General features: G+C 72.4%; 21 protein-coding genes. 14 read left to right on the forward strand and 7 right to left on the reverse strand.

Annotation, left to right across the window (positions count from 1 at the left end; all coding sequences use genetic code 11):
* Window positions 1-66: 66 nt before the first annotated feature.
* The 8 genes from ACIG5E_RS23250 (at window position 67) to ACIG5E_RS23285 (ending at window position 6245) form a co-directional block, all read left to right on the forward strand.
* Window positions 67-366 carry a hypothetical protein gene (locus tag ACIG5E_RS23250; protein WP_396536167.1) on the forward strand — a complete coding sequence of 100 codons (300 nt, stop codon included), beginning with the start codon at window positions 67-69 and terminating at the stop codon, window positions 364-366.
* Window positions 363-1682 carry a WXG100 family type VII secretion target gene (locus ACIG5E_RS23255; RefSeq protein WP_396536169.1) on the forward strand — a complete coding sequence of 440 codons (1320 nt, stop codon included), beginning with the start codon at window positions 363-365 and terminating at the stop codon, window positions 1680-1682. Before ACIG5E_RS23250 ends, ACIG5E_RS23255 begins: the two co-directional genes overlap by 4 nt.
* Window positions 1672-2349: a hypothetical protein gene (locus ACIG5E_RS23260; protein WP_396536171.1), complete on the forward strand. Its 678-nt coding sequence runs from the start codon at window positions 1672-1674 to the stop codon at window positions 2347-2349. Before ACIG5E_RS23255 ends, ACIG5E_RS23260 begins: the two co-directional genes overlap by 11 nt.
* Window positions 2346-2939, forward strand: coding sequence for a hypothetical protein (locus ACIG5E_RS23265; RefSeq protein ID WP_396536173.1), 594 nt, complete (start codon window positions 2346-2348; stop codon window positions 2937-2939). Before ACIG5E_RS23260 ends, ACIG5E_RS23265 begins: the two co-directional genes overlap by 4 nt.
* 95 nt (window positions 2940-3034) lie before the next feature.
* A complete protein-coding gene (locus tag ACIG5E_RS23270; RefSeq protein WP_396536175.1) occupies window positions 3035-3364 on the forward strand; it encodes a WXG100 family type VII secretion target in 330 nt (109 codons plus the stop codon).
* A gap of 33 nt (window positions 3365-3397) precedes the next feature.
* Window positions 3398-5041: a hypothetical protein gene (locus ACIG5E_RS23275; RefSeq protein ID WP_396536177.1), complete on the forward strand. Its 1644-nt coding sequence runs from the start codon at window positions 3398-3400 to the stop codon at window positions 5039-5041.
* Window positions 5022-5576 (forward strand): hypothetical protein, encoded by a 555-nt coding sequence (locus ACIG5E_RS23280; RefSeq protein WP_396536179.1) that lies wholly within the window; start codon window positions 5022-5024, stop codon window positions 5574-5576. The genes ACIG5E_RS23275 and ACIG5E_RS23280 overlap by 20 nt, the downstream gene beginning before the upstream one ends.
* 288 nt (window positions 5577-5864) lie before the next feature.
* Window positions 5865-6245, forward strand: coding sequence for a hypothetical protein (locus ACIG5E_RS23285; RefSeq protein WP_396536181.1), 381 nt, complete (start codon window positions 5865-5867; stop codon window positions 6243-6245).
* Between the two features lie 49 nt (window positions 6246-6294).
* Here ACIG5E_RS23285 and ACIG5E_RS23290 read toward each other — a convergent pair whose 3' ends face one another.
* Both ACIG5E_RS23290 and ACIG5E_RS23295 read right to left on the reverse strand, forming a co-directional pair.
* Complete coding sequence (locus ACIG5E_RS23290; protein ID WP_396536183.1) at window positions 6295-6495, reverse strand: DUF397 domain-containing protein; 201 nt, start codon at window positions 6493-6495, stop codon at window positions 6295-6297.
* Window positions 6495-7364 (reverse strand): helix-turn-helix domain-containing protein, encoded by an 870-nt coding sequence (locus tag ACIG5E_RS23295; protein ID WP_396536185.1) that lies wholly within the window; start codon window positions 7362-7364, stop codon window positions 6495-6497. Before ACIG5E_RS23295 ends, ACIG5E_RS23290 begins: the two co-directional genes overlap by 1 nt.
* Window positions 7365-7646: 282 nt before the next feature.
* Here ACIG5E_RS23295 and ACIG5E_RS23300 point away from each other — a divergent pair, with 282 nt between their 5' ends.
* Together ACIG5E_RS23300 and ACIG5E_RS23305 are read left to right on the forward strand one after the other, a co-directional pair.
* A complete protein-coding gene (locus ACIG5E_RS23300) occupies window positions 7647-8084 on the forward strand; it encodes a hypothetical protein (RefSeq protein WP_396536187.1) in 438 nt (145 codons plus the stop codon).
* Window positions 8081-8362, forward strand: a complete 282-nt coding sequence (locus ACIG5E_RS23305) for a hypothetical protein (RefSeq protein WP_396536189.1) — start codon at window positions 8081-8083, stop codon at window positions 8360-8362. Before ACIG5E_RS23300 ends, ACIG5E_RS23305 begins: the two co-directional genes overlap by 4 nt.
* A gap of 213 nt (window positions 8363-8575) precedes the next feature.
* Here the strand turns inward: ACIG5E_RS23305 and ACIG5E_RS23310 are convergent, their stop codons facing one another.
* The 4 genes from ACIG5E_RS23310 to ACIG5E_RS23325 form a co-directional block, all read right to left on the reverse strand.
* Entirely contained in the window at window positions 8576-10153 is a 1578-nt protein-coding gene (locus ACIG5E_RS23310; RefSeq protein ID WP_396536191.1) for an IS200/IS605 family accessory protein TnpB-related protein, read from the reverse strand.
* Window positions 10154-10379: 226 nt separating this feature from the next.
* Window positions 10380-10898: a pyridoxamine 5'-phosphate oxidase family protein gene (locus ACIG5E_RS23315; RefSeq protein ID WP_396536193.1), complete on the reverse strand. Its 519-nt coding sequence runs from the start codon at window positions 10896-10898 to the stop codon at window positions 10380-10382.
* A gap of 173 nt (window positions 10899-11071) precedes the next feature.
* On the reverse strand, window positions 11072-11740 hold the full coding sequence (locus ACIG5E_RS23320; RefSeq protein ID WP_396536195.1) for a phosphatase PAP2 family protein: 669 nt from the start codon (window positions 11738-11740) through the stop codon (window positions 11072-11074).
* Window positions 11740-12405 (reverse strand): DedA family protein, encoded by a 666-nt coding sequence (locus ACIG5E_RS23325; protein WP_396536322.1) that lies wholly within the window; start codon window positions 12403-12405, stop codon window positions 11740-11742. The genes ACIG5E_RS23320 and ACIG5E_RS23325 overlap by 1 nt, the downstream gene beginning before the upstream one ends.
* A 164-nt stretch (window positions 12406-12569) precedes the next feature.
* Between ACIG5E_RS23325 and ACIG5E_RS23330 the strand changes: the two genes are divergently transcribed.
* The 3 genes from ACIG5E_RS23330 (at window position 12570) to ACIG5E_RS23340 (ending at window position 15842) form a co-directional block, all read left to right on the forward strand.
* Window positions 12570-12965, forward strand: coding sequence for a BlaI/MecI/CopY family transcriptional regulator (locus ACIG5E_RS23330; protein WP_396536197.1), 396 nt, complete (start codon window positions 12570-12572; stop codon window positions 12963-12965).
* Entirely contained in the window at window positions 12965-14083 is a 1119-nt protein-coding gene (locus ACIG5E_RS23335; RefSeq protein WP_396536324.1) for a M48 family metalloprotease, read from the forward strand. The genes ACIG5E_RS23330 and ACIG5E_RS23335 overlap by 1 nt, the downstream gene beginning before the upstream one ends.
* 208 nt (window positions 14084-14291) lie before the next feature.
* Window positions 14292-15842 (forward strand): GAF domain-containing protein, encoded by a 1551-nt coding sequence (locus ACIG5E_RS23340; protein WP_396536199.1) that lies wholly within the window; start codon window positions 14292-14294, stop codon window positions 15840-15842.
* Here the strand turns inward: ACIG5E_RS23340 and ACIG5E_RS23345 are convergent.
* Window positions 15761-16261 carry an SsgA family sporulation/cell division regulator gene (locus tag ACIG5E_RS23345; protein ID WP_396536201.1) on the reverse strand — a complete coding sequence of 167 codons (501 nt, stop codon included), beginning with the start codon at window positions 16259-16261 and terminating at the stop codon, window positions 15761-15763. The two genes, ACIG5E_RS23340 and ACIG5E_RS23345, sit on opposite strands and share 82 nt — an antisense overlap.
* A gap of 455 nt (window positions 16262-16716) precedes the next feature.
* On the opposite strand from ACIG5E_RS23345, the gene ACIG5E_RS23350 reads away from it, so the two are divergent.
* Window positions 16717-17850: a hypothetical protein gene (locus tag ACIG5E_RS23350; RefSeq protein WP_396536203.1), complete on the forward strand. Its 1134-nt coding sequence runs from the start codon at window positions 16717-16719 to the stop codon at window positions 17848-17850.
* The last annotated feature ends 79 nt before the right edge of the window (window positions 17851-17929 follow it).

A 17929-nucleotide genomic window follows, 5' to 3' on the forward strand; every position in this document is an offset into this window, starting at 1 on the left:
GAATCGCGCACGTACCGAACGGCGTTATGCTCGGCCGGTCCGACAACCGACGCATCGGGGGAGAAAGTGGCCGATTTCACGGTAAGTCCCGAGTTCCTCGCCAAGCTGGCCAAGGACCTCAAGGGCTGCGGCGACGAACTCGACCAGGGGATGAAGGCGCTCAAGGAAGCCAGCCGGGACGGGCTCGGCTTCGACTTCCTGGAGGACGCCGGCAAGCACTTCCAGGAGAAGTGGGAGTACGGCCTGAAGAAGGTCCGCGAGTGCGTCAAGGTCCTCGACGAGGGCCTGGAGAAGGTGCAGCAGTCTTACGCGGGCACCGAGCAGAACGTCACCAAGGCCCTCACCCCCGCGCAGGGGCGGTCATGACCGATCCCAAGCCCGACTGGTCCGGCCTCGGCTTCAACCCCACCCCGGGCGACCCGGCCGCCGTGGCCGGCCTCAGCAGCAGCCTGCGCCGGGTCTCCCAGCACCTCACCGGCGTCCACACCACGCTGACCCAGATCTCCGGCAACCAGGGCCAGTGGACGGGCGAGGCCGCCAAGGCCTTCGCCGCCCAGTTCGGCAAGCTCCCCGGCTACCTCCAGGACGCCGCCGAGTCCGTCACCGCCGCCTACCAGGCCCTCGACGTCTGGTACAAAGCGCTCACCGAACACCAGCCCAAGGCAGCCGAGTTGGCCCGCGCCGCGCTCACCGCCAAGCAGTCCAAGGACCAGGCCGAACAGGCCCACCGCACCGCGGCCGCCGCCCCCGACCTCGCACTGGCCGGCCGGAGCTTCCCCGACGACGCCTCCCTCGCCGCCGCCGAACAGCGCTACAACGCCGCCAAGAGCCACCTCGACGCCGCCGCCGAACTCCTCACCAGCGCCACCACCACCCTCAGCGGCCTGCAGAGCCAGGCCCACGAACTCGCCGAGGGCCACAAGTCCGACGCCCACAAGACCGCCACCGCCATCCGCAAGGCCGCCGACAGCAAGGCCCCACCGGAGCCGGGCTGGCTGAGCAAGGTCGGCAACTGGCTGAAGAACCACGGCGCCGACCTGCTCACGGTCGCCGCGGGCGTCTGCGGCGTCGCGGCGATCTTCTTCCCGGCCTTCGCCCTGCCGGCCATCCTGCTCAGCGGCGCGGCAGCACTTGCGCACGGAACCAAGTTCGCCGCCGAGGGAAAGCTGTGGCCACCGCAGAAGAACATCGGCAACTGGCTGACCCTGGGCGGCGATGTGCTGGGCGCGATCCCCGGGGTGGGCGTCGCCGCCAAGGGCGCCACCGCCGTCCGGGAGGCGAGCGCCGCCGGCTCCGGCGTACGCGGGGCCCTCGCCACCGGAACGACCGAGGTCCGCGCCGCCGCCCGCGCGGTCGACCCGGCCAACCCGGTCTTCACCACCGCGATCGAGAAGCCCGCGATCAAGCTCGGGCTCTCCAAGGCCACCGCGATGGACGTCTCCGACGGCGTCCAGGGCGCCACCACCGCCGGGCTCAACGCCCCGACCGCGTACGCCCTCACCCAGGACAACCCGAGCGACGACCTCAACAGTGCGGTCAACAACACCACCGGAGCCAACAACGTCGTCGGTTCGGCCGGCGTCGCGTTCGGCGGCGGCAAGGCCAACGCCGTCGTCGGCACGGTGTCCGCCCTCGGCAACCTGATCGGCGTGACGGGATGGGCGACCGGCTATGCCCATTGAGACCGCCTTCCCCGCACTGTGGCTGACCCTGCCCGCGGGCTTCACCACCGTCGACCTGGACGAGGACCTCGGCGACCGGATGGCTCGCGCCGCCGAGAGCCTGGACGCGCTCTTCCCGGACACCCTCCCCGAGCAGAAGCTCAGCGCGGTGATCGCCGCGGAGACCGCCCTCCAGGCCCAACTGCGCGAGGGCGCCGTCCACCTGTCCAGCTGCCTGGTCCGCGCCGAGGACGGCGAGCCGATCCACGGCATGCTCGCCGTCTTCGTCCGCCCCCAGGAGCTCGGCCCGCGCGACAGCTACCCCGACCGCGCCGCCGAGGAGTTGGCTGCGGCCTGGCCGGACGCCGACGTCGGCGTGGTGGAGCTGCCGATCGGCCGCGCCGCCCTCGCCGCTCGGGAGTTGACCGTCCCGGTCCCCGGCGCGGTGTGGGGCGTGCCGGATTCCACCGTCAGCACCGTGCGCCAGCTGGAGCTGCTGATCCCGCACCCGTGGAGCCCCCACGTGGTCGCCGCCGTCTTCACCACCGAGGACATCGACCACTGGGACGAGTGGCTCCCCCTGCTGGCCACCGCCTTCCGCGGCATCGCCTTCCACCCGCCCCGGGACGAGAGCCTCGACCAGCTGCCGCCCGAGCAGTGGGACAACATCCGGAAGGCCTTCGGATGACCACGGCTCCGCCCCGCCGCGGCTCGATCCCGCTGGTCATCGCCCTCGCGCTCGCCGCGCCACTGTCGATCGTCGGCCTCTCCGCCGCCTACGGGGCGTACGGCTGGCCGGCCGGTCTGGGCGCCCTGGTGCTCGGCACCGCCGTCCTGTCGGCCGGCCTCGGCCGCCTGGCCGGCCGCACGCTCGGGTGCCTCGCGGCCCTGATCGCCCCGCTCGCGCTGCTCGTCGCGGCGGCAGCGACGGGCAACGTGCGCGACGACGTGGTGCTGAGCGCCGGTCCCACGGTGTCCGCCCGGGTCGTCGAAGTGGAGCGTACCCCCGGCAACCGCGACCCCTCCTGGGACTACCGCCTGGTGACCGACGACGGCACCCCCGTCCCCGGCGGCACCCTCAACCAGCGCTCCCAGACCCTGCGGATCGGCGACCAGGTCACCGTCCGCACCGCCCCCGACGGCACCGCCCGCCCCAAGCGCCCGGAAGAGATCGACCTCCGCACCGACCTCTTCTGGGCCGCCGCCGTCCTGCTCGCCTCCTCCGCCGCAGTGCTGTGGATCGGCCTCGCCTCCCGGCGGCGACCCTCCTCGGTATGACCCGCATCACGCCGCCGCGCTGAAACCACGTCACCCTGTCTGGCCGTCCTGTCCTTCGCGCTTTCTGATGAACGGGCAGTACGGGGGTTGACTCGATGGCAGACGACGCAGCGAAGGCCGGCGGACCGGAGTTCAAGATCCGGCCGGGGGAACTGAAGGACGCCGCGCCGACCTTCGAGAACCAGAGCAAGGCGCTCAAGGAGGCGCTCGACAAGCTCAGGCACAGCCTCGCCGACGCGGGCAGTCCCTGGGGCAGCGACAAGCAGGGCAACGAGTTCGCGGCGGCCTACAACGGCCCGCACGACCACGTGCTCTCCGGGCTCGACATCCTGGTCCAGGGGCTCACCAGCATCCACGACGGCCTGGTCGCCCACGCCGACAACCACACCGACGCGGACAACAAGGCCCGGAAGGACCTCACCTGATGACCGGCAACCCCTGCCGGTCGGCGGTGACGCATGGGTGAGTCCGCGGCCGCGAAGGCCGTGCAGAAGGTCACCGGCATGTGGTGGCCGGACGCCGACCCGGACAAGCTGCGCACGGTGGCCGACGCGTGGGAGGCGATGGCCACCGCCATCGACGACGTCACCGCTCCCACCAACCAGGCCGCCGCCGCCATCGTCGCCAACAACCACGGCCCCGCGATCGACGCCTTCGGCAAATTCTGGGCCCGGTACTACGGCGGCAAGGACAGCGCGGGCAAGGGCAAGGGCTGGCTGCCCGAGACCGCCGACGCCTGCCGCGCCCTCGCCAAGGCGCTGCGCGACTTCGCCCACGAGGTCGACAAAGCGATCAAGAAGCTGGAGGAGGAGGCCGCGATCGTCGGCGGCACCCTCGTCGTCGGCGCCGCCCTGGCCATCGTCACCTTCAGCATCTCGGCGGACATCGCCGCCGCCACCGCCGCGGGCATCGTCGCCACCGCCGCGGCCGTCGGTGTCACCGTGTCCGAGGCCATCGCCACCATCGCCGCCACCGTGCTGGTCGGCGCCGCCTTCGGCGCCGTCGAGGCCATCACCGTCGACCTCGCCGTCGCCCAGCCCATCCGCGTCGAACTGTTCGGCGACGGCGGCTACAGCCTCACCGAGGCCGTCGACTCCGCCAAGACCGGCGGCATCATGGGCGGCGCCGGCGGCGGGCTCGGCGCCGGCGCCCGCGTCGTGACCACCGCCGCCGAGGGCACCGAGAACGCCTCCGTCGCCCTCGCCGGCCTCGCCAAGGTCGCGAACGCCGCCGACACCGTCCCCGGCCGCATGATCACCGGCGCCGGCCTCACCTACGGCTACGACACCGCGTTCAAGACCGGCCCCGTCATGCCCCTCGACCTCGTCCTCGGCGCCGTCGGCGGAGCCGCCGGGCCACGTGGCACCGGCAAGCGCCCCACGGTGGAAGTGCCCGCACCCACCAAGCCGACCGCACCTACCGAGCCGACCAGCGGAGTGCATCCCGGCACCTCGGGCGCGAACCTGACCCCGGACCGGGTTCCGCCGAGCTCGGAGAACATCCCGGCAGGGGACCTCAAGGCGGAATACGCCGCACGAAGTGACCCGGAGGCATTGCCGAGATACGAGAAAATTCGCGCGATGGAGGATGACATTCCTCGGATCGCCGAGAACCTGGAGATCGACGAGAATATTGTCGCCAAGGCCAAGGAGCATCTTTTCCAGACCAGGCACAAGGTTCAGTTCGGCCCCGGCAAGTCAGTGGACAATGAGTACTTCAACGCTCGCGACGAATTGGCCGACTACTGGCTTCGCGCCAGGAACTGGAACGTCTCGGAGTCGACCATCGGAATCGTCCGTGGCATCATTGCCCACGAATACGTCGAGAGCATCCTCATGCAGGCCGGCCTACCGTACCGTTCCGAGGATCCGAGCGCGTGGGTGGATGAGTACACGCCTCGCCCCGGCAATGTCGGTGCACACGACTTGGCGCCGAAATCTGGAAGTGGCTTCCCCCTTACGCTTGAAGGTACGTTGAATCACTGGAGGGAGCTCGGGATCAAACCGCCCGACGTGCCGATCGCGAAGGACCTCTCAAATGTCCATCTACTGGCTCAATCAATCCTGGAGTGGTGGCACGCGAATGAGCAGAATTCTCACTGATGCGATGATGGAACGCTTGGCCGGAATCAAGTGGACCAACATGGAGGGCCACAACGCGCATGTGGCCTCAATGTCCCGGCTGATGGTCGAGTACCTCCGCCGAGCGTCGCTCTGGGCCGAGGTACTGGGCGGTCCGCCGAAGTGGCCTGTCTTCGACATCGCCGGGGCCCTCGCACCGGAAGTTCGGGTGGACCCCGAGGTGGCCGAGCGGCTTGAGGAGTTCCTGGTGGCAAACGTCGGCGGCATCTCGACTGAGAACGCCTGCCGCGCGGCTGTACGGTGGGCGACGCTGCGGGACACGCCGGGGGTGCAGCTTCCGGACCTTCCGGACCCGTTCGAGCCCCTCATCCTCATGTACGAGCGGGGCGGGGAACTCGTCCCCGACGAGAGCTGGGCTTTCAACTTCGGTACCCGACGAGTACAGATCAAGCCCTGGCGTGAGCACCTCTCCCCGGAACCCGCAACCGCCCTCGACACCGCCACCTTGGACGCCCTGGACCGCGAGTACGAACAGGCCAACGTCGACCACGGGTGACAGACCGCAGCAAAGTGCCATCGTTGGTGGCTCCGGCCCGGCCGGAGCCACCAACGCCCCGAACCACCCGAGCGCTCGTGTGAAAGGTCTCACCCTCAAGTGAGTTCCGATGCTGTGCAGTCGATGGTTGATCGCCTCAAGGCCATCAACTGGAGGTCGCCCGCCGAGGCCATGGAAAGGAGTTATTCACGCGCCGCGCTGATGGAGGAGTATTTCCGGCGGGCCGCTCTCTGACTCGATGTCTACGGGGACCCAGAGCGATGGCCGTTCTTCGACCTCGCGGCCGTCGTGGATCCCACCGTCCGGGCCGCCCCGGCAGTGATCACGGACATCGAGGATTTCATCGACGACGCCTCCGGCTCCTCATACGCCATGGACAGCGGCGCGGCCGCCGTCCAGTGGGCAGCCCTGACCAGCGCTCCTGGGGTGCAGCTGCGCCCGCTGCCGGACCCCTTCGAGCCCCTGCTCCGCCTGTACGAGCGCGGTGGCTCCGGGTTCTCCTTCGCCAACGGCTTCATCGACTTCGGCATGATCATGGTGCCGCGCGGCAACTTTCGGAAGCACCTGTCCCTGGCCCCGGTCGTCGGACTGGACGACCGGGCCCTCGACGCGGTGGACGCGGCAGGCTGGGCCCGGTTCAACCGTGCGAAGCACGATGCAGCCCACTGAAGTGCCTTCGTTGGGGGCTCCGGCCAGCCGGAGCCCCCAACGCTCGCAACTAACCGAGTTCGCCGGCCTTGACGCTCACGACGAGGCTCTGCCAGGCCTCAGTGGTGAACTGGAGGTGCGGGCCGCTCTTGTCCTTCGAGTCGCGGATCGCGACCCCCGAGGACAGCCGCAGTGCCTCCACGCAGTTGCCGCCCTGCTCACTGCTGTAACTGGACTTGAACCAGCCCGCCGTCTGGTCGTGCAGGTACATCACATCTCCTTGGCCGCTTGCTTGAGCATACGGATCGATCGGTCGTGGCTGGCCGCCGTGCCGATCAGATCGGCCCACGTGTCCTCGTAGCCTCGAACGCGCTCACGATCATCTATCACCGTCGCGGACCCGAGCGCCTCAATATGCACGATCGGGCCCACTTTCGCGTCCTCGAAGCTCAGCATCGTGAACGAGCCCGTCATCGCGGGGTGGAACCCACTTCGGAACGGAACTACCTGCAACTTGACGTTGGCGGCCGTGGCTCGATTCGCCAGGTGGTTCAGCTGCTCACGCATCAGCTCCGAGCCTCCCAACACACGTCGCAGCACAGCTTCGTTGACGACGACGCTCAGGCGAGCCGGATCGATCTCCCTCGTCAGGACGGCCTGCCGCTTGAGCCGGATCTCGACCTGCCGATCGATCTCCTCCTGCGGCCGACGCGTGTGCCTCAGCAACTCCCTCATGTACGACTCGGTTTGGAGCAGCCCGGGCACATACTCCGACTCGTATGTTCGGACGTGCGCGGCCGCGTTCTCAAGCCCCAGCCACGCAGAGAATCCAGGCAGGATGACCTGCTGGTATTCCTTGCTCTTCCACTCGTCCTTGTGCGTCTTCGTCACCAGTGCGTACGAGGCGAGCAGTTCGGTCTTCTCCGCGCTCGCACCGTACAGCCGGCACAGCGCCTCGACGTCCGTGGGCTGCACCCAGCCGTCGCCAGTCTCCAGCCGGGTCATCTTGGCCGCGGACCACCTGACCGTCTTCGCAACATCACTGGACGTCAGGCCCGCCTCCTCACGCAGTGCGCGGAGTTCGAGTCTCAGCTTGAGTCGACACAGCGTGGGCGAGCCCAGGTCGCTGGTTCCGGCCATGCGCGCTACCTGCTCCTCCGGTCGGGCTGCCACCGAGCCTGACGGCCCGGCGGCAGGGAGCCACGGGTTGGACGACGCCGACGATAGCCCAGACGGGGTGGGTCGACGCCAAGAACGCCTCCTCGAACATGAATTCGCGCGGCGAAATTTTCGCGAGCAAGTCGCGCACGGCGACTCTTTGCTGCCATGCTCTCCGCGTCGGAACGACTACGCACAGCACTCGTCTGCTGCGTCGACCTTCCACGCCCCGACCCGCTCGCGCCTCCCCAAGGAGTGATCGCCATGGGATCCGCCTTCCGCAGACTCACCACCGAAAGCCGCCGCGAGGCGGCCGACGCGCACGACGACCTGGTCGCCACGCTCGCGGCCGCCGACGTCAAGCTGCCTTCCATTGCCGTCGATTGGCAGTGCGCGGCGACCACCGGCGTCGCGCTCATCAACCTCGGCGCCGCCCGGCCCGACGTCATCGTCCAGCTCACCGACGTCATCCGGGACGGCGTCCGCGCCCGGTGGGCGCGGGACCCCTGGGTGCCCGCCGTCGGCGAGACCGTCACCATGACGCCCGCCGAGTGGCAGATCACCACTCCGGGAGCGCCGCTCATCCCGGCCGAAGTCGTCGAGCTCCGGGGCGGCTTGGCCACCCTCTCCTACCAGGGCGTTCTCCGCCTGCGCCGCCTGCACGAGATCGCCCCCTGGACCGGCGGTGACGACGATCGATGAGCGCGCCGACCCCCAGCACTCCCCGCCCCGGCGACGTCCTTCACGACCGCAGGACCGGGCGCACCGGCATCCTCATGGACGTCATCGGCGGCCGCTACTACCTCCGCCCCCTGCACGGCGGCATCGAGTGGACCACCCGCCCCGAGTACACCGGCCCGCCGCCCTCGCCCTCCTCGGGGCCGCCCTCGCCGTACCGACGAGCGCAGGCCTCGCCGAATTGGCCGTCCACCCCCTCCGCCACGACCACCCCGGCGCGGCGAACCTCCTCTTCCTCCTGATCGTCTGCACCGGCGAGGTCCGCCTGACCCGCGCCGCCTGCGCCGTTGCCCGGCGCCGCCGACGATGACCAGGAAGTTGGACCGGCCGACTTCCTGGTCACGCGAGGGGATGGCGGCCCATACGGCACCCCGCTCGGAGACGACGGCTCACCAGGGTCCACCTGGCACCCCGCCCGGAGGCCGTCAGGGGCCCGGCGTACGCTTCCACCGTTCCTAGAGGCTGAGCGGGAGTGAGTCCTGTTGCCAGGACCTTCGCTCAGCCGAACGCCCCGAACGGTCGTGGGCGTTCTGGTCCACCGCGTTCCTTCCGCGTTCAGCGCCGACGGATCGTGTCCGTGGTCCGGGTACGCGGGGGCGGTTTCCCTCACGCCCCCAGTCACCGGATCGGGCCTGGGCGGTCCGATGCCCGTGCACATCACTCTGGTGTGCACGGGGCGGTGCCGTCCGTCGCCTGATCCGGTGTCCGAGGGCACGCCTGCCGATCGCCACGCCCGCCGCGTGGTGGCGGCTCACGGGGCGAATTGGTGTGGTGAGGGGCTTTTGCCAGTGCTCGGCTCCCCACATAGAGGTGTAGGCGGGATCGACCGCGATGACTGCGATCCCGGCTTCGGCGGTCATCGCGAGGAGCCGGGCGCGCAGCTTCGCGGTGGGCATGCCGTTGACGAGCTGCCGGAAGCGGCGTTTGCGACCGTGTTTCTCGCGGGTCCTGGAGTCGGTGAAGTCCAGGTCCTCGATGGCGATCGCCTTGACGCCGGTGTCGTTCGCCCAGTGGAGCAGGCGGGTGAGCGCGTGCCGGATCTGGGCGTCACGGTGCGGGGCCGGCCCGTTGAGGTCGTAGTCGAAGCGGCGTGGCCGGCCGGTGGGGTTGCCGTGGGTGTCCAGGCGCCAGGCGGCGAGGTGGTCGGCGTTCATGTCCACGCCGATCACCTCGCCGCACCGCAGGGTTTCCAGCGCAACGACGGGAAGGTCCTTGCGCTGCCAGCTTGCATCGAGGTACCAGCGGTCCCGCTCGACGTCCAGCTGGATCCGATAGGCGACGGCCCGGTTCGCCTCGATGCGGTCGCGCCACTCCGCGCCCCGGTGCGGGAACGACACCGTCGAGGCCAGGACGTACCGGCCGTGCGGGGCGTTGGCCAGATGCGCGAGCGGCGCCGGCAGCCTGACGCTGATCCCACCGGCCGGGGTGACCCGGATCGTCTCGTTCCCGTAGCGCTTGCCCGACTCCCCATCTGCGGCGAGGAACCAGCGGGCCGCCTCCCACCGGGCGCGCCACTGCCCGACGGTCTGGCCAGTTATTTGGAGGTTGTGCCGGTTGTTGAGGAGCTTGCGCCCTCCGCGCACCACCGACACCCGGCCCGCCTCACGGTCGGCCCTCACCCGCTCGTGCTCGCGCTCCAGGTGCTCCAGGCGGCGGGACTTGGCGTGCCACTCCCGCCGGGAGCGGTAGCCTCCGGGTCGACGTCCGGCGCCCTTCTCACCGAGCGGCAACGCGAGGCGATGGCGGATCGTGGCGATCCCCGCCTCCAGCCCCTGAAGGTGCTGCCACTGCGCACGACGGGACAGACCCCACTGGTCGTGCGTGGCCTTCGTGATGGACCCGGCCCAGCGTGACGACGACTGCGGTGTGAGGTCCCGCTTGCGGGCCGCCCACGTCTCGGCCGAGTGCTCCAGGCCGTCGGCGACCCGCCGGGCCAGATCCCGCGTGGCGAGGGATCCGAGGTGCCCTCCCAGCAGGCGCAACACCGCGTCGTCCTCGGCGGTGAGGCCCTTGAGTCGGTCCCGTATGCACACGCCCGACGCGGGATCGGCGACGAACGGCCGAGCGATCTGCCGAAAAACAGCCACCTCGACCCCCAATCCCCGGCGATTCCTTCGACCACGCACAGGGTGACACATGCAACGGCACCGACACCCAGAAATGACTCAAGCGAAAGCATCTTGACGGAACATCGGCAGAAGGTCGACAAACTCACCCATAAAGACCAAAGATCGCTCAACAGCACTCAATCACAGCAGTTCACCACCCCCGCACCACCCGTGCCCGCAGGTAGTTGCGCCGGCCGAAGTTCGGCTCGTCGACCGCCGTCAGCTCCTCGACCTGGAAGCGGTACAGCGCCGCCGCCCCGCCCCCCGTGAGGTACTGCCGGCGGGTCTCCTCGTCCTGCGCGAAGGACGGGTAGCGCCCCTGGTAGGCCGCGAGCGCCGCCTCGGCCTGCCGCCCCCAGGCCTCGCCGGCGCTGCCGGTCAGCTGGAGGCCGCGCAGTTGTTCGCCGAAGGCGGGCGGCGGCAGGAAGACGGTGGCGGCGGCCCGGGCCTCCTCGGCGAGGTGGTGGCTGTGCCGGGTGGAGCGCTCGCTGACGAAGTAGAGGACGAGGTCCTCGTCGTGGGCGTAGAAGGCGAGGTTGGCGTGCGGCCCGTGCTCGTGGCCGGCGGTGGCGAGGGTGAGCACCATGGCTTCGGCGAGCAGGCCCTCGACGCCCTTGTGCAGCAGGTCGCCCGGCCAGTCCCCCTGCGTGATGTCGAGTCGGTACGGCATTCGGCACTCCCTCCGGTGGCGCCCGGCGCCGCCGCGCCCCGAGCGCGGCCCCCGGACGCGCCTGAGCACGACTGAGCCGGGCGGGCGCCCCGGTCAGGGGCCCCACGCCCGGCTCACATGCTCCACCCCCCGTCCGAAACCGGACAAGGGGTGGGGCGCTCACGAAATGGGCACTACCGCGCCCGGTGCGAGGCGTACCCGCGGGTCACCACCGGCACCGTGCCGGGGCCCAGCAGCGGGCGCAGCGCGCCGGCGCGCATCTTGTCCACCAGTGGCCCACAGCGTCCGGCCAGCGACGCCAGCACCAGCGCGACCAGGGTGCCGACGAGGGCGCCGACCGCGACGTCGTGCGGGTAGTGCACGCCGACCCAGACCCGGGAGGCGGCCATCAGGGCCGCGAAGACGGTGGCGACGGCGCCGAGCCGGCGGCTGACGAACCAGAGCGAGATGGCGGCGGCGAAGGCGATCACCGAGTGGTTGCTCGGGAAGGACCAGTCACCGCTGGTCGCGCTCGGGCAGGTCTCCAGCGAGACGCTGCCGCGGATCTGCGCGCACGGCCGGACCTCTTCGACCATGCTCTTGAGCACGGAGTTGATGCCGTACGCGACGACCACGATCACCGGGGAGGCCAGCACCTTGGCCATCACCACGGAGTCGGCGCCGCGCGCCCGCCACCAGGCGTAGAGCATGAAGAGCGCGAACAGCCCGAGGCCGATCGCCGACCAGACCTTGATCACGTCGTCCAGCCAGTGCGGGGCCGACTGCGCCCACCCGTTGACCCGGGTGTAGAGGCTGCCGTCGATCCCGCTGCCGTCGTAGACGGCCAGGGCCCGAGAGGACATCACACGTCACCTCCGTGACGGCGCGCCTTACGGGCGCGGAACAGTTCAAGAACAATGGGGAGCACGGAGACAACTACTACCAGACCGATGATCGGCAGCAGATACTGGTCGATCCCGGGAATCGAGGATCCCAGCCCGTACCCGGCCAGCACCACGCCGACCGTCCACACCACACCGCCGACCACCTGCCAGACGGTGAACGAGCGAGCGGGCACTTCGAGTACGCCGCAGAGCGGATTCAGCACCGTCCGGACCACCGGGATGAACCGGGCCAGCACGATCGCCTTGCCGTGCCCGTACTTGGCCAGCAGTTCCTCGGCCCGCGCCACGCCCTCCAGCAGGCTCTTGCGCTTGGTGCGGCTCAGCAGCGCCCGGCCGCCGCGCCGGCCGATCAGGTAGCCGACCTGGGCTCCGGCCAGCGCCCCGACCAGGGCGGCGGGCAGCACCTGCCACAGGTGCAGCTGCGGGCCCTTGGTGGCGCCGGGGACGCAGAGCAGGCCCGCGGTGAACAGCAGCGAGTCGCCGGGCAGGAAGAATCCCACCAGCAGGCCGGTCTCGGCGAACAGCACCACGGCGATGCCCAGCGCGCCGAAGGCGGCGAGCAGCGAGGACGCGTCCAGCGGGTTCACCGCGAGGTGGGAGGCCACCGCGAGATGAGGGCCCACCGCGAGGTGGACGGCCGGATCGGCAGGGAACTGAAGCAAGGCTGGCGGACCTCCCGTACGTTGGGGGGCGGTCCGTCGCGGTTCGCGGCGAACCCGCCCAGGACCGTCTACAGTGACGTAGACGGTCTACATGACTGTAGACGAAAGCTGGAGGAAGCGCCGCCATGTCCGACGTACCGTCCGCCCGCCGGCCCGCCGGGGAGCTGGAGGCCGAGGTGCTGGCCGCCCTCTGGTCCGCCCGGCAACCGATGACGCCGCAGGACGTCCAGACGGCGCTCGGCGGAGACCTCGCCCGCACCACCATCGCGACGATCCTGGCCCGGCTGCACGACAAGGGGACGGTCGAGCGCACCCGGGCCGGCCGCGCCTACGCGTACACCCCGACCGTCCAGGACACCGCGGGCCTCGCCGCCCGCCGGATGCACACCGAGCTGGGCCGCGAGGCCGACCGCTCCACCGTGCTCGCCCGCTTCGTCTCCGACCTCTCCGCCGAGGACGAGCAGCTGCTGCGCGCGCTGCTCGGCGACGGCGGACCGGAATCGGCGGGGGCGGCACCGTGATGCTCGCCGTCTGGGTGCCGCTGCTGCTGCCCTTCCTCGCCGTCCCGCTGGCCCGCCGCCTCGCCGAGGCGCTCCCGCCCCGGGCCGCCGCCTGGCTGCTGGCCGGTACCGCCGCCGTCCTGGCCGGCGGCACCCTCTGCTCGCTCGGCCTGCTCGCCACCGCCGGGCTGCTCCAGCTGCCCCCGGTCGCCGCCCTCGGCCACCTCTCGCTGCCCTGGCTCACCGCCGCCGCACCCAGCGCCCCGCTCGCGGCCGCCCTGGCCGGCCTGGTGCTCGCCGCGCTCGCCGCGCTGGCGGTCCGGACCGCCCGCCGCCGCCGACTGGAACTGCGGACCGCCCGGGCCGCCCTGCCCGCACTGCCTGCCGACGGGCCGTACGCGGGCGACGGCCCCGCCGGTGACCAGCATCCGGACATGCGCCCCCGGAGCGCCTCCGTGCGCCGGGCGCGCGCCACCCAGTGGCTGTCGGGCTCCGCCCTGTGCCGACACGCCCTGGCCCGGCTGCGGCAGCCCGGCGAGCACCCGCTCACCGTGCTGGACGACGAACGCGCCGACGCCTTCGCCCTCCCCGGCCGCCTGCGCCTCCCCGGCCGGACCGGCGAGCCCGGCCGGATCGTGGTCACCTCCGGGATGCTGCGCGCCCTCAGCGGGCCCGAGCGCTCCGCCCTGCTCGCCCACGAACGCGCCCACCTGACCGGCCGCCACCACGTGTTCCTCGCCCTCGCCGAGCACGCCGCCGACCTCCACCCGGCGCTGCGGCTGCTGCGCGCGCCCCTCGGGTACCACCTGGAGCGCTGGGCCGACGAGGTGGCCGCGGCCCGGGTCGGCGACCGCGCTGTGACCGCCCGCGCGGTCGGCCGGGCCGCCCTGGCCGCCAGCCGTTCGCCCTGGCCGGCCCGCCCCCGGCTGGTCGCCGCCGCGCACTCCGGCCCGGTCCCGCGCCGGGTCGCCGCCCTGCTCCAGCCCCGCCCCTCCACCACCCCGGCCACCCGGCTGCGCGCCGTCGCCCTGGCCCTGGCCGCCTGCCTGGCGCTGACCACCGGCGCCACCCTGGAGGCCACCGCCGACCTGCACCACACCGTCGAGGCGGCCCAGCACGAACCGGGTGCGCCGCGCTAGAAAGCCGCCCTGCCCGAAGCGCCGGTGCACCTCCACCCGAAGCGCCGCTGCACCTCCACCCGAAGAGCCAGTGCACCTCGGAACGGTTTCCGTACCGAGCGGTATGCGGAGTTGGCAGACCCCATCCCCACACGCCCACCGCACCCGTACGCTTTCGTCAGCGCGTCGACCCCGGCGCGTCCTCGAACGGCGGCGAGGAGCAGAACGAGTGCGGCAGACCGGACGGCAGTCCCGACGACCAGAGCGCCGCACCCCGCCGACCGCGGCGGAGCTGGCCAAGGTCCACGAGCGCACCCTCGCCGACGCCGCCGCCCGCGAACTCGCCCTCCCCGAGACCGGCGGACCCGGCGGACCCGGTGGGCCCGGCGGCCCGAACGGGCCGGGCCTGCTCGAACCCCGCCCCGAGATCGGCGACTCCTGGGCCCGGCTGCGCCGCCTCGGCCTCGACCCCGACACCGGTGCCGCCGCCGTCCTGCTCGGCCCCGCCGAACTGGAGCAGCGCCGCCGGTCCAGCGGGCTCGACAGCGTCATGCCGGTACTGCGCGAGACCCTGCTCGAGCCGGTCGGCCAGGCGCCGCTGATCCTCGCCATCGCCGACGCCGAAGGCCACGTGCTCTGGCAGGAGGGCGAGCGCGGCCTGCGCCGCAGCGCCGACCGGATCGGCTTCGTCACCGGCGCCCGCTGGATCGAGGAGAGCGTCGGCACCAACGGCATCGCGGTCGCGCTGCGCGCCCAGCGCCCGATGCACGTCCACTCCGCCGAGCACTACCTGCGCAGCCACCACACCTGGACCTGCGTGGCCGCGCCCGTGCACGACCCGGCCACCGGCCGGCTGGTCGGCGCGATCAACCTCAGCGGCCCGGCCCACAACGTCCGCCCGTACCTGCTCCAGCTCACCGCCACCGCCGCCCGGCTCGCCGAGACCGAGCTGCGCGCCCACCGGCTGGAGGCGCTCAACCAGCTGCGCACCCTGGCCGCCCCATTGCTCGCCCGGGTCGGCGGCCCGGCCCTGGTGGTGGACGCGGCAGGCTGGACCGCCGCCTCGGCCGGGCTGCCGCCGCCCAGCCGGCTCCGCATCCCCAGCGAGGGCTGGGCCCCGGCCGCCGTGCACTGGGTGCCGGGACTGGGCGAGTGCGTGCTGGAACCGCTCGCGGACGGCTGGCTGGTGCGCCCGGTCCGCCCGCCCGAGACGGACGGCTCCGGCACGGTGAGCGCCGAACAGGCCGAGGGCGCCCGGCTCCTGCTCGACCTGCGCAAGCCGGACCGCCCCGAACTGTCCGTCCGCGGCGCGGCCGACAGCTGGTCGCACCCGGTCAGCCCGCGACACGCCGAACTGCTGCTGCTGCTCGCCACCACCCGGGAGGGCAGCACCGCGGCGCAGCTCGCCGAGGCGCTGTTCGGCGACGCGGGACGAACGGTGACGGTCCGGGCCGAGCTGTCCCGGCTGCGCCGCTACCTGGGCGGCCTGCTGGCCCACCGGCCGTACCGCTTCGCCGACTCGGTGCTGGTCACCGTGCAGGGGCCGGAGGACCCGTACGACCTGCTGCCCGCCTCGACGGCGCCGGCCGTACGGCGGCTGCGGGCGGAGCTGGCGGCGGACCGGGTCCGGCTGCCGGGCGCCGCGGCGCCCCTGCCCGCACCGCTGCCCTCACCGCGTTCGAACGGCGAGCCCGGGGCTCAGCCGCCCGCGAGCAGTGCGGCCAGCTGGGCATCAGTGGGGCCGCAGTCGCGCTCCTGCTCGACCGAGACCAGCGCGTAGGTGCGGTCCAGCCAGGCCCGCACCCGGGGTTTGGAGGCCTCCAGCAGGGCGCTGCCGTACGGGGATTCGAGCGCCAGGTGCAGCGTCGAGCCGTGGCAGGGGCAGTACGCCGGCCACAGCTTGACGTCACCCTGGCCGCTCAGCGTCCGCAGGCCGTCGCGCAGCAGGTCGCGGGAGAACACCCAGTCCGCCTCGTCCGGACGCCCCAGATGGAAGGTCAGCAGCACCTCGTAGGGGCGCGCGGCGTCGAAGCGGAACCGGGTGCGCACCTCGCCGACCACTTCATCGCCCAGGGAGATCCGCAGCGTCAGCACCTCCTCCACCGCCGCCGGAGCGGCGGTGGAGCCGCCCCCATCGCCGCCCGTGGGGGTGGCGGCGAGGGGGGCACTGGAGGCTGCGGACAGCGGGTCGGGCGGCATGACGGTCTCTCCGGGAACGGCGCGGGATGCCATCAGCCTGCGCCACCCGCGGCCGGGCGGGCAAGGGTTGCAAGGGGGTTGCAACAGCCCTTCTCCGGCCCGACCGATCCCTACCCGTCGTATCAGACGGACCGTCAACTTCCGTTCGTCCAACGGATGTCCGGAAAATGGAGGGATACTGTCCGTCATTCGACCACCCGCTGGTACGCTCTCCCCCTCCCGACGCGGGCCCGCGTCGGGACCGGCCCGGGACGGCCGGATCCGGGCCCGTCGCCGGTGCGTGGAAGAATACGGCGACGCGACGGCAACTTCGGGGAGGGAGGGGTCCGGTGGCTGTGCGTGGGGAGACCGCGCGGGACGTGCAGCACGAGCCCGCACGGCAGGGTCGACACGGTCGGCCACGCCCGTTCGGCGGCCGGTTCCGGCTGCCTACCCTTCGCTTCTCCGGCGCCGCGATGGCGATGTCCACCGTCGTCGGCATCAGTATCGCCACCACCCTCCTGCTGAACGAGCAGCAGGGCATCGGCCGTCGGGCCGGCGTCGCCCGGGTCGGCACCACCCCGCCGCCCAGCCCCGGCGCCACCGACCAGGCCGAGGCGGCCTCCGACCGGACCACGGACACGCCCGCGCCGCCCTCCGGCCGTCCGCACGACCCGAAGCCCTCGGGGCATGCCTCGGCCCACCCCGCCGGTCCGGCGAACGCCGTGGCCACGCCGCCGGGTGGACCGCGGCCGGGGGCGGCGGTCCCGGTCACGCCGTCGACCGGCGGCCAGGCCTCCGCCGGGCACGACCCCCGGTCCTCGGCCGGCACCCCCGCGAACGGCACCGGGACGGGCGGGCAGCCGGACGCCGGGGCCTCGCCCTCGGCGCAGCCGTCCGCGCCGGCCACCTCGTTCGCGCCGGCCACGCCCTCCGCCGGGCAGACCGACACCGGGCGGGCCGACACCGGTCAGGCCGGAGCGGCCCAAGCCGGCGCCGGGCAGACCGACGCCGGGCAGTCCCCGCACCCGCCCGGGCTCCGGCCGACCACCCCGGCCCCGGGGCCGGGCGCTTCCCTCGGGGACTCCGGCGCACCCACCGTCGACATCCCCGACACCGGCACCCCCGACACCGGCACCCCCGCGGCCGACGGCTCCGACCCGGAGACCGACCAAGCCCTGACCGGCGCCGGCCTGACCACCGCCGTCGGACGCGACGGCCTCCGACACGGGCTCGACCTCACCGTGGCCGAGCCGGTCACCGCCCTGCAGGCCGAATTCCGGCTCGCCCCGGGCGAGTTGGCCCCCGGCAGCGGCGCCGTCTGGACCGACCTGCCGGGCGCCGTGGTGACCACCCAGCAGGAACGCGGCACCCTGGTCTACCGCTTCACCACCCCGCCCGGCACCGACGTCAAGCCCGGCCGCTACGCCTTCGTGGTGCGCGGCACCCGCCCGGCCGACCAGGTCGGCCCGGTGCGCAAGCCGGGCCCGCAGGAGAGCTGGAACGCCGCCGCCTTCGGCATCGACCGCCCCCGGGCGGTCGCCGCGCTCGGCGGCTTCGGCCCGCTGCTGCCGCAGCCCGCCCAGCACCTGGCGCACCAGGCCCGCTGACCGCCCGTCGGCCGGTCGAACCTCCTATCCGATCAACCGGTCAGACCGTCCGACGATCGGGCAGCTCACCGGGCTCATC

It is taken from the genome of Kitasatospora sp. NPDC053057 (assembly GCF_044546945.1).
Lineage (GTDB): Bacteria > Actinomycetota > Actinomycetes > Streptomycetales > Streptomycetaceae > Kitasatospora.

Coding starts and splice junctions, on each gene's coding strand:
- ACIG5E_RS23255 (WP_396536169.1), top strand. CDS start 363: ATGACCGATCCCAAGCCCGACTGGTCCGGCCTCGGCTTCAACCCCACC.
- ACIG5E_RS23260 (WP_396536171.1), top strand. CDS start 1,672: ATGCCCATTGAGACCGCCTTCCCCGCACTGTGGCTGACCCTGCCCGCG.
- ACIG5E_RS23265 (WP_396536173.1), top strand. CDS start 2,346: ATGACCACGGCTCCGCCCCGCCGCGGCTCGATCCCGCTGGTCATCGCC.
- ACIG5E_RS23270 (WP_396536175.1), top strand. CDS start 3,035: ATGGCAGACGACGCAGCGAAGGCCGGCGGACCGGAGTTCAAGATCCGG.
- ACIG5E_RS23275 (WP_396536177.1), top strand. CDS start 3,398: ATGGGTGAGTCCGCGGCCGCGAAGGCCGTGCAGAAGGTCACCGGCATG.
- ACIG5E_RS23280 (WP_396536179.1), top strand. CDS start 5,022: ATGAGCAGAATTCTCACTGATGCGATGATGGAACGCTTGGCCGGAATC.
- ACIG5E_RS23290 (WP_396536183.1), bottom strand. CDS start 6,495: ATGTACCTGCACGACCAGACGGCGGGCTGGTTCAAGTCCAGTTACAGC.
- ACIG5E_RS23295 (WP_396536185.1), bottom strand. CDS start 7,364: ATGGCCGGAACCAGCGACCTGGGCTCGCCCACGCTGTGTCGACTCAAG.
- ACIG5E_RS23300 (WP_396536187.1), top strand. CDS start 7,647: ATGGGATCCGCCTTCCGCAGACTCACCACCGAAAGCCGCCGCGAGGCG.
- ACIG5E_RS23305 (WP_396536189.1), top strand. CDS start 8,081: ATGAGCGCGCCGACCCCCAGCACTCCCCGCCCCGGCGACGTCCTTCAC.
- ACIG5E_RS23315 (WP_396536193.1), bottom strand. CDS start 10,898: ATGCCGTACCGACTCGACATCACGCAGGGGGACTGGCCGGGCGACCTG.
- ACIG5E_RS23320 (WP_396536195.1), bottom strand. CDS start 11,740: ATGTCCTCTCGGGCCCTGGCCGTCTACGACGGCAGCGGGATCGACGGC.
- ACIG5E_RS23330 (WP_396536197.1), top strand. CDS start 12,570: ATGTCCGACGTACCGTCCGCCCGCCGGCCCGCCGGGGAGCTGGAGGCC.
- ACIG5E_RS23335 (WP_396536324.1), top strand. CDS start 12,965: ATGCTCGCCGTCTGGGTGCCGCTGCTGCTGCCCTTCCTCGCCGTCCCG.
- ACIG5E_RS23345 (WP_396536201.1), bottom strand. CDS start 16,261: ATGCCGCCCGACCCGCTGTCCGCAGCCTCCAGTGCCCCCCTCGCCGCC.
- ACIG5E_RS23350 (WP_396536203.1), top strand. CDS start 16,717: ATGGCGATGTCCACCGTCGTCGGCATCAGTATCGCCACCACCCTCCTG.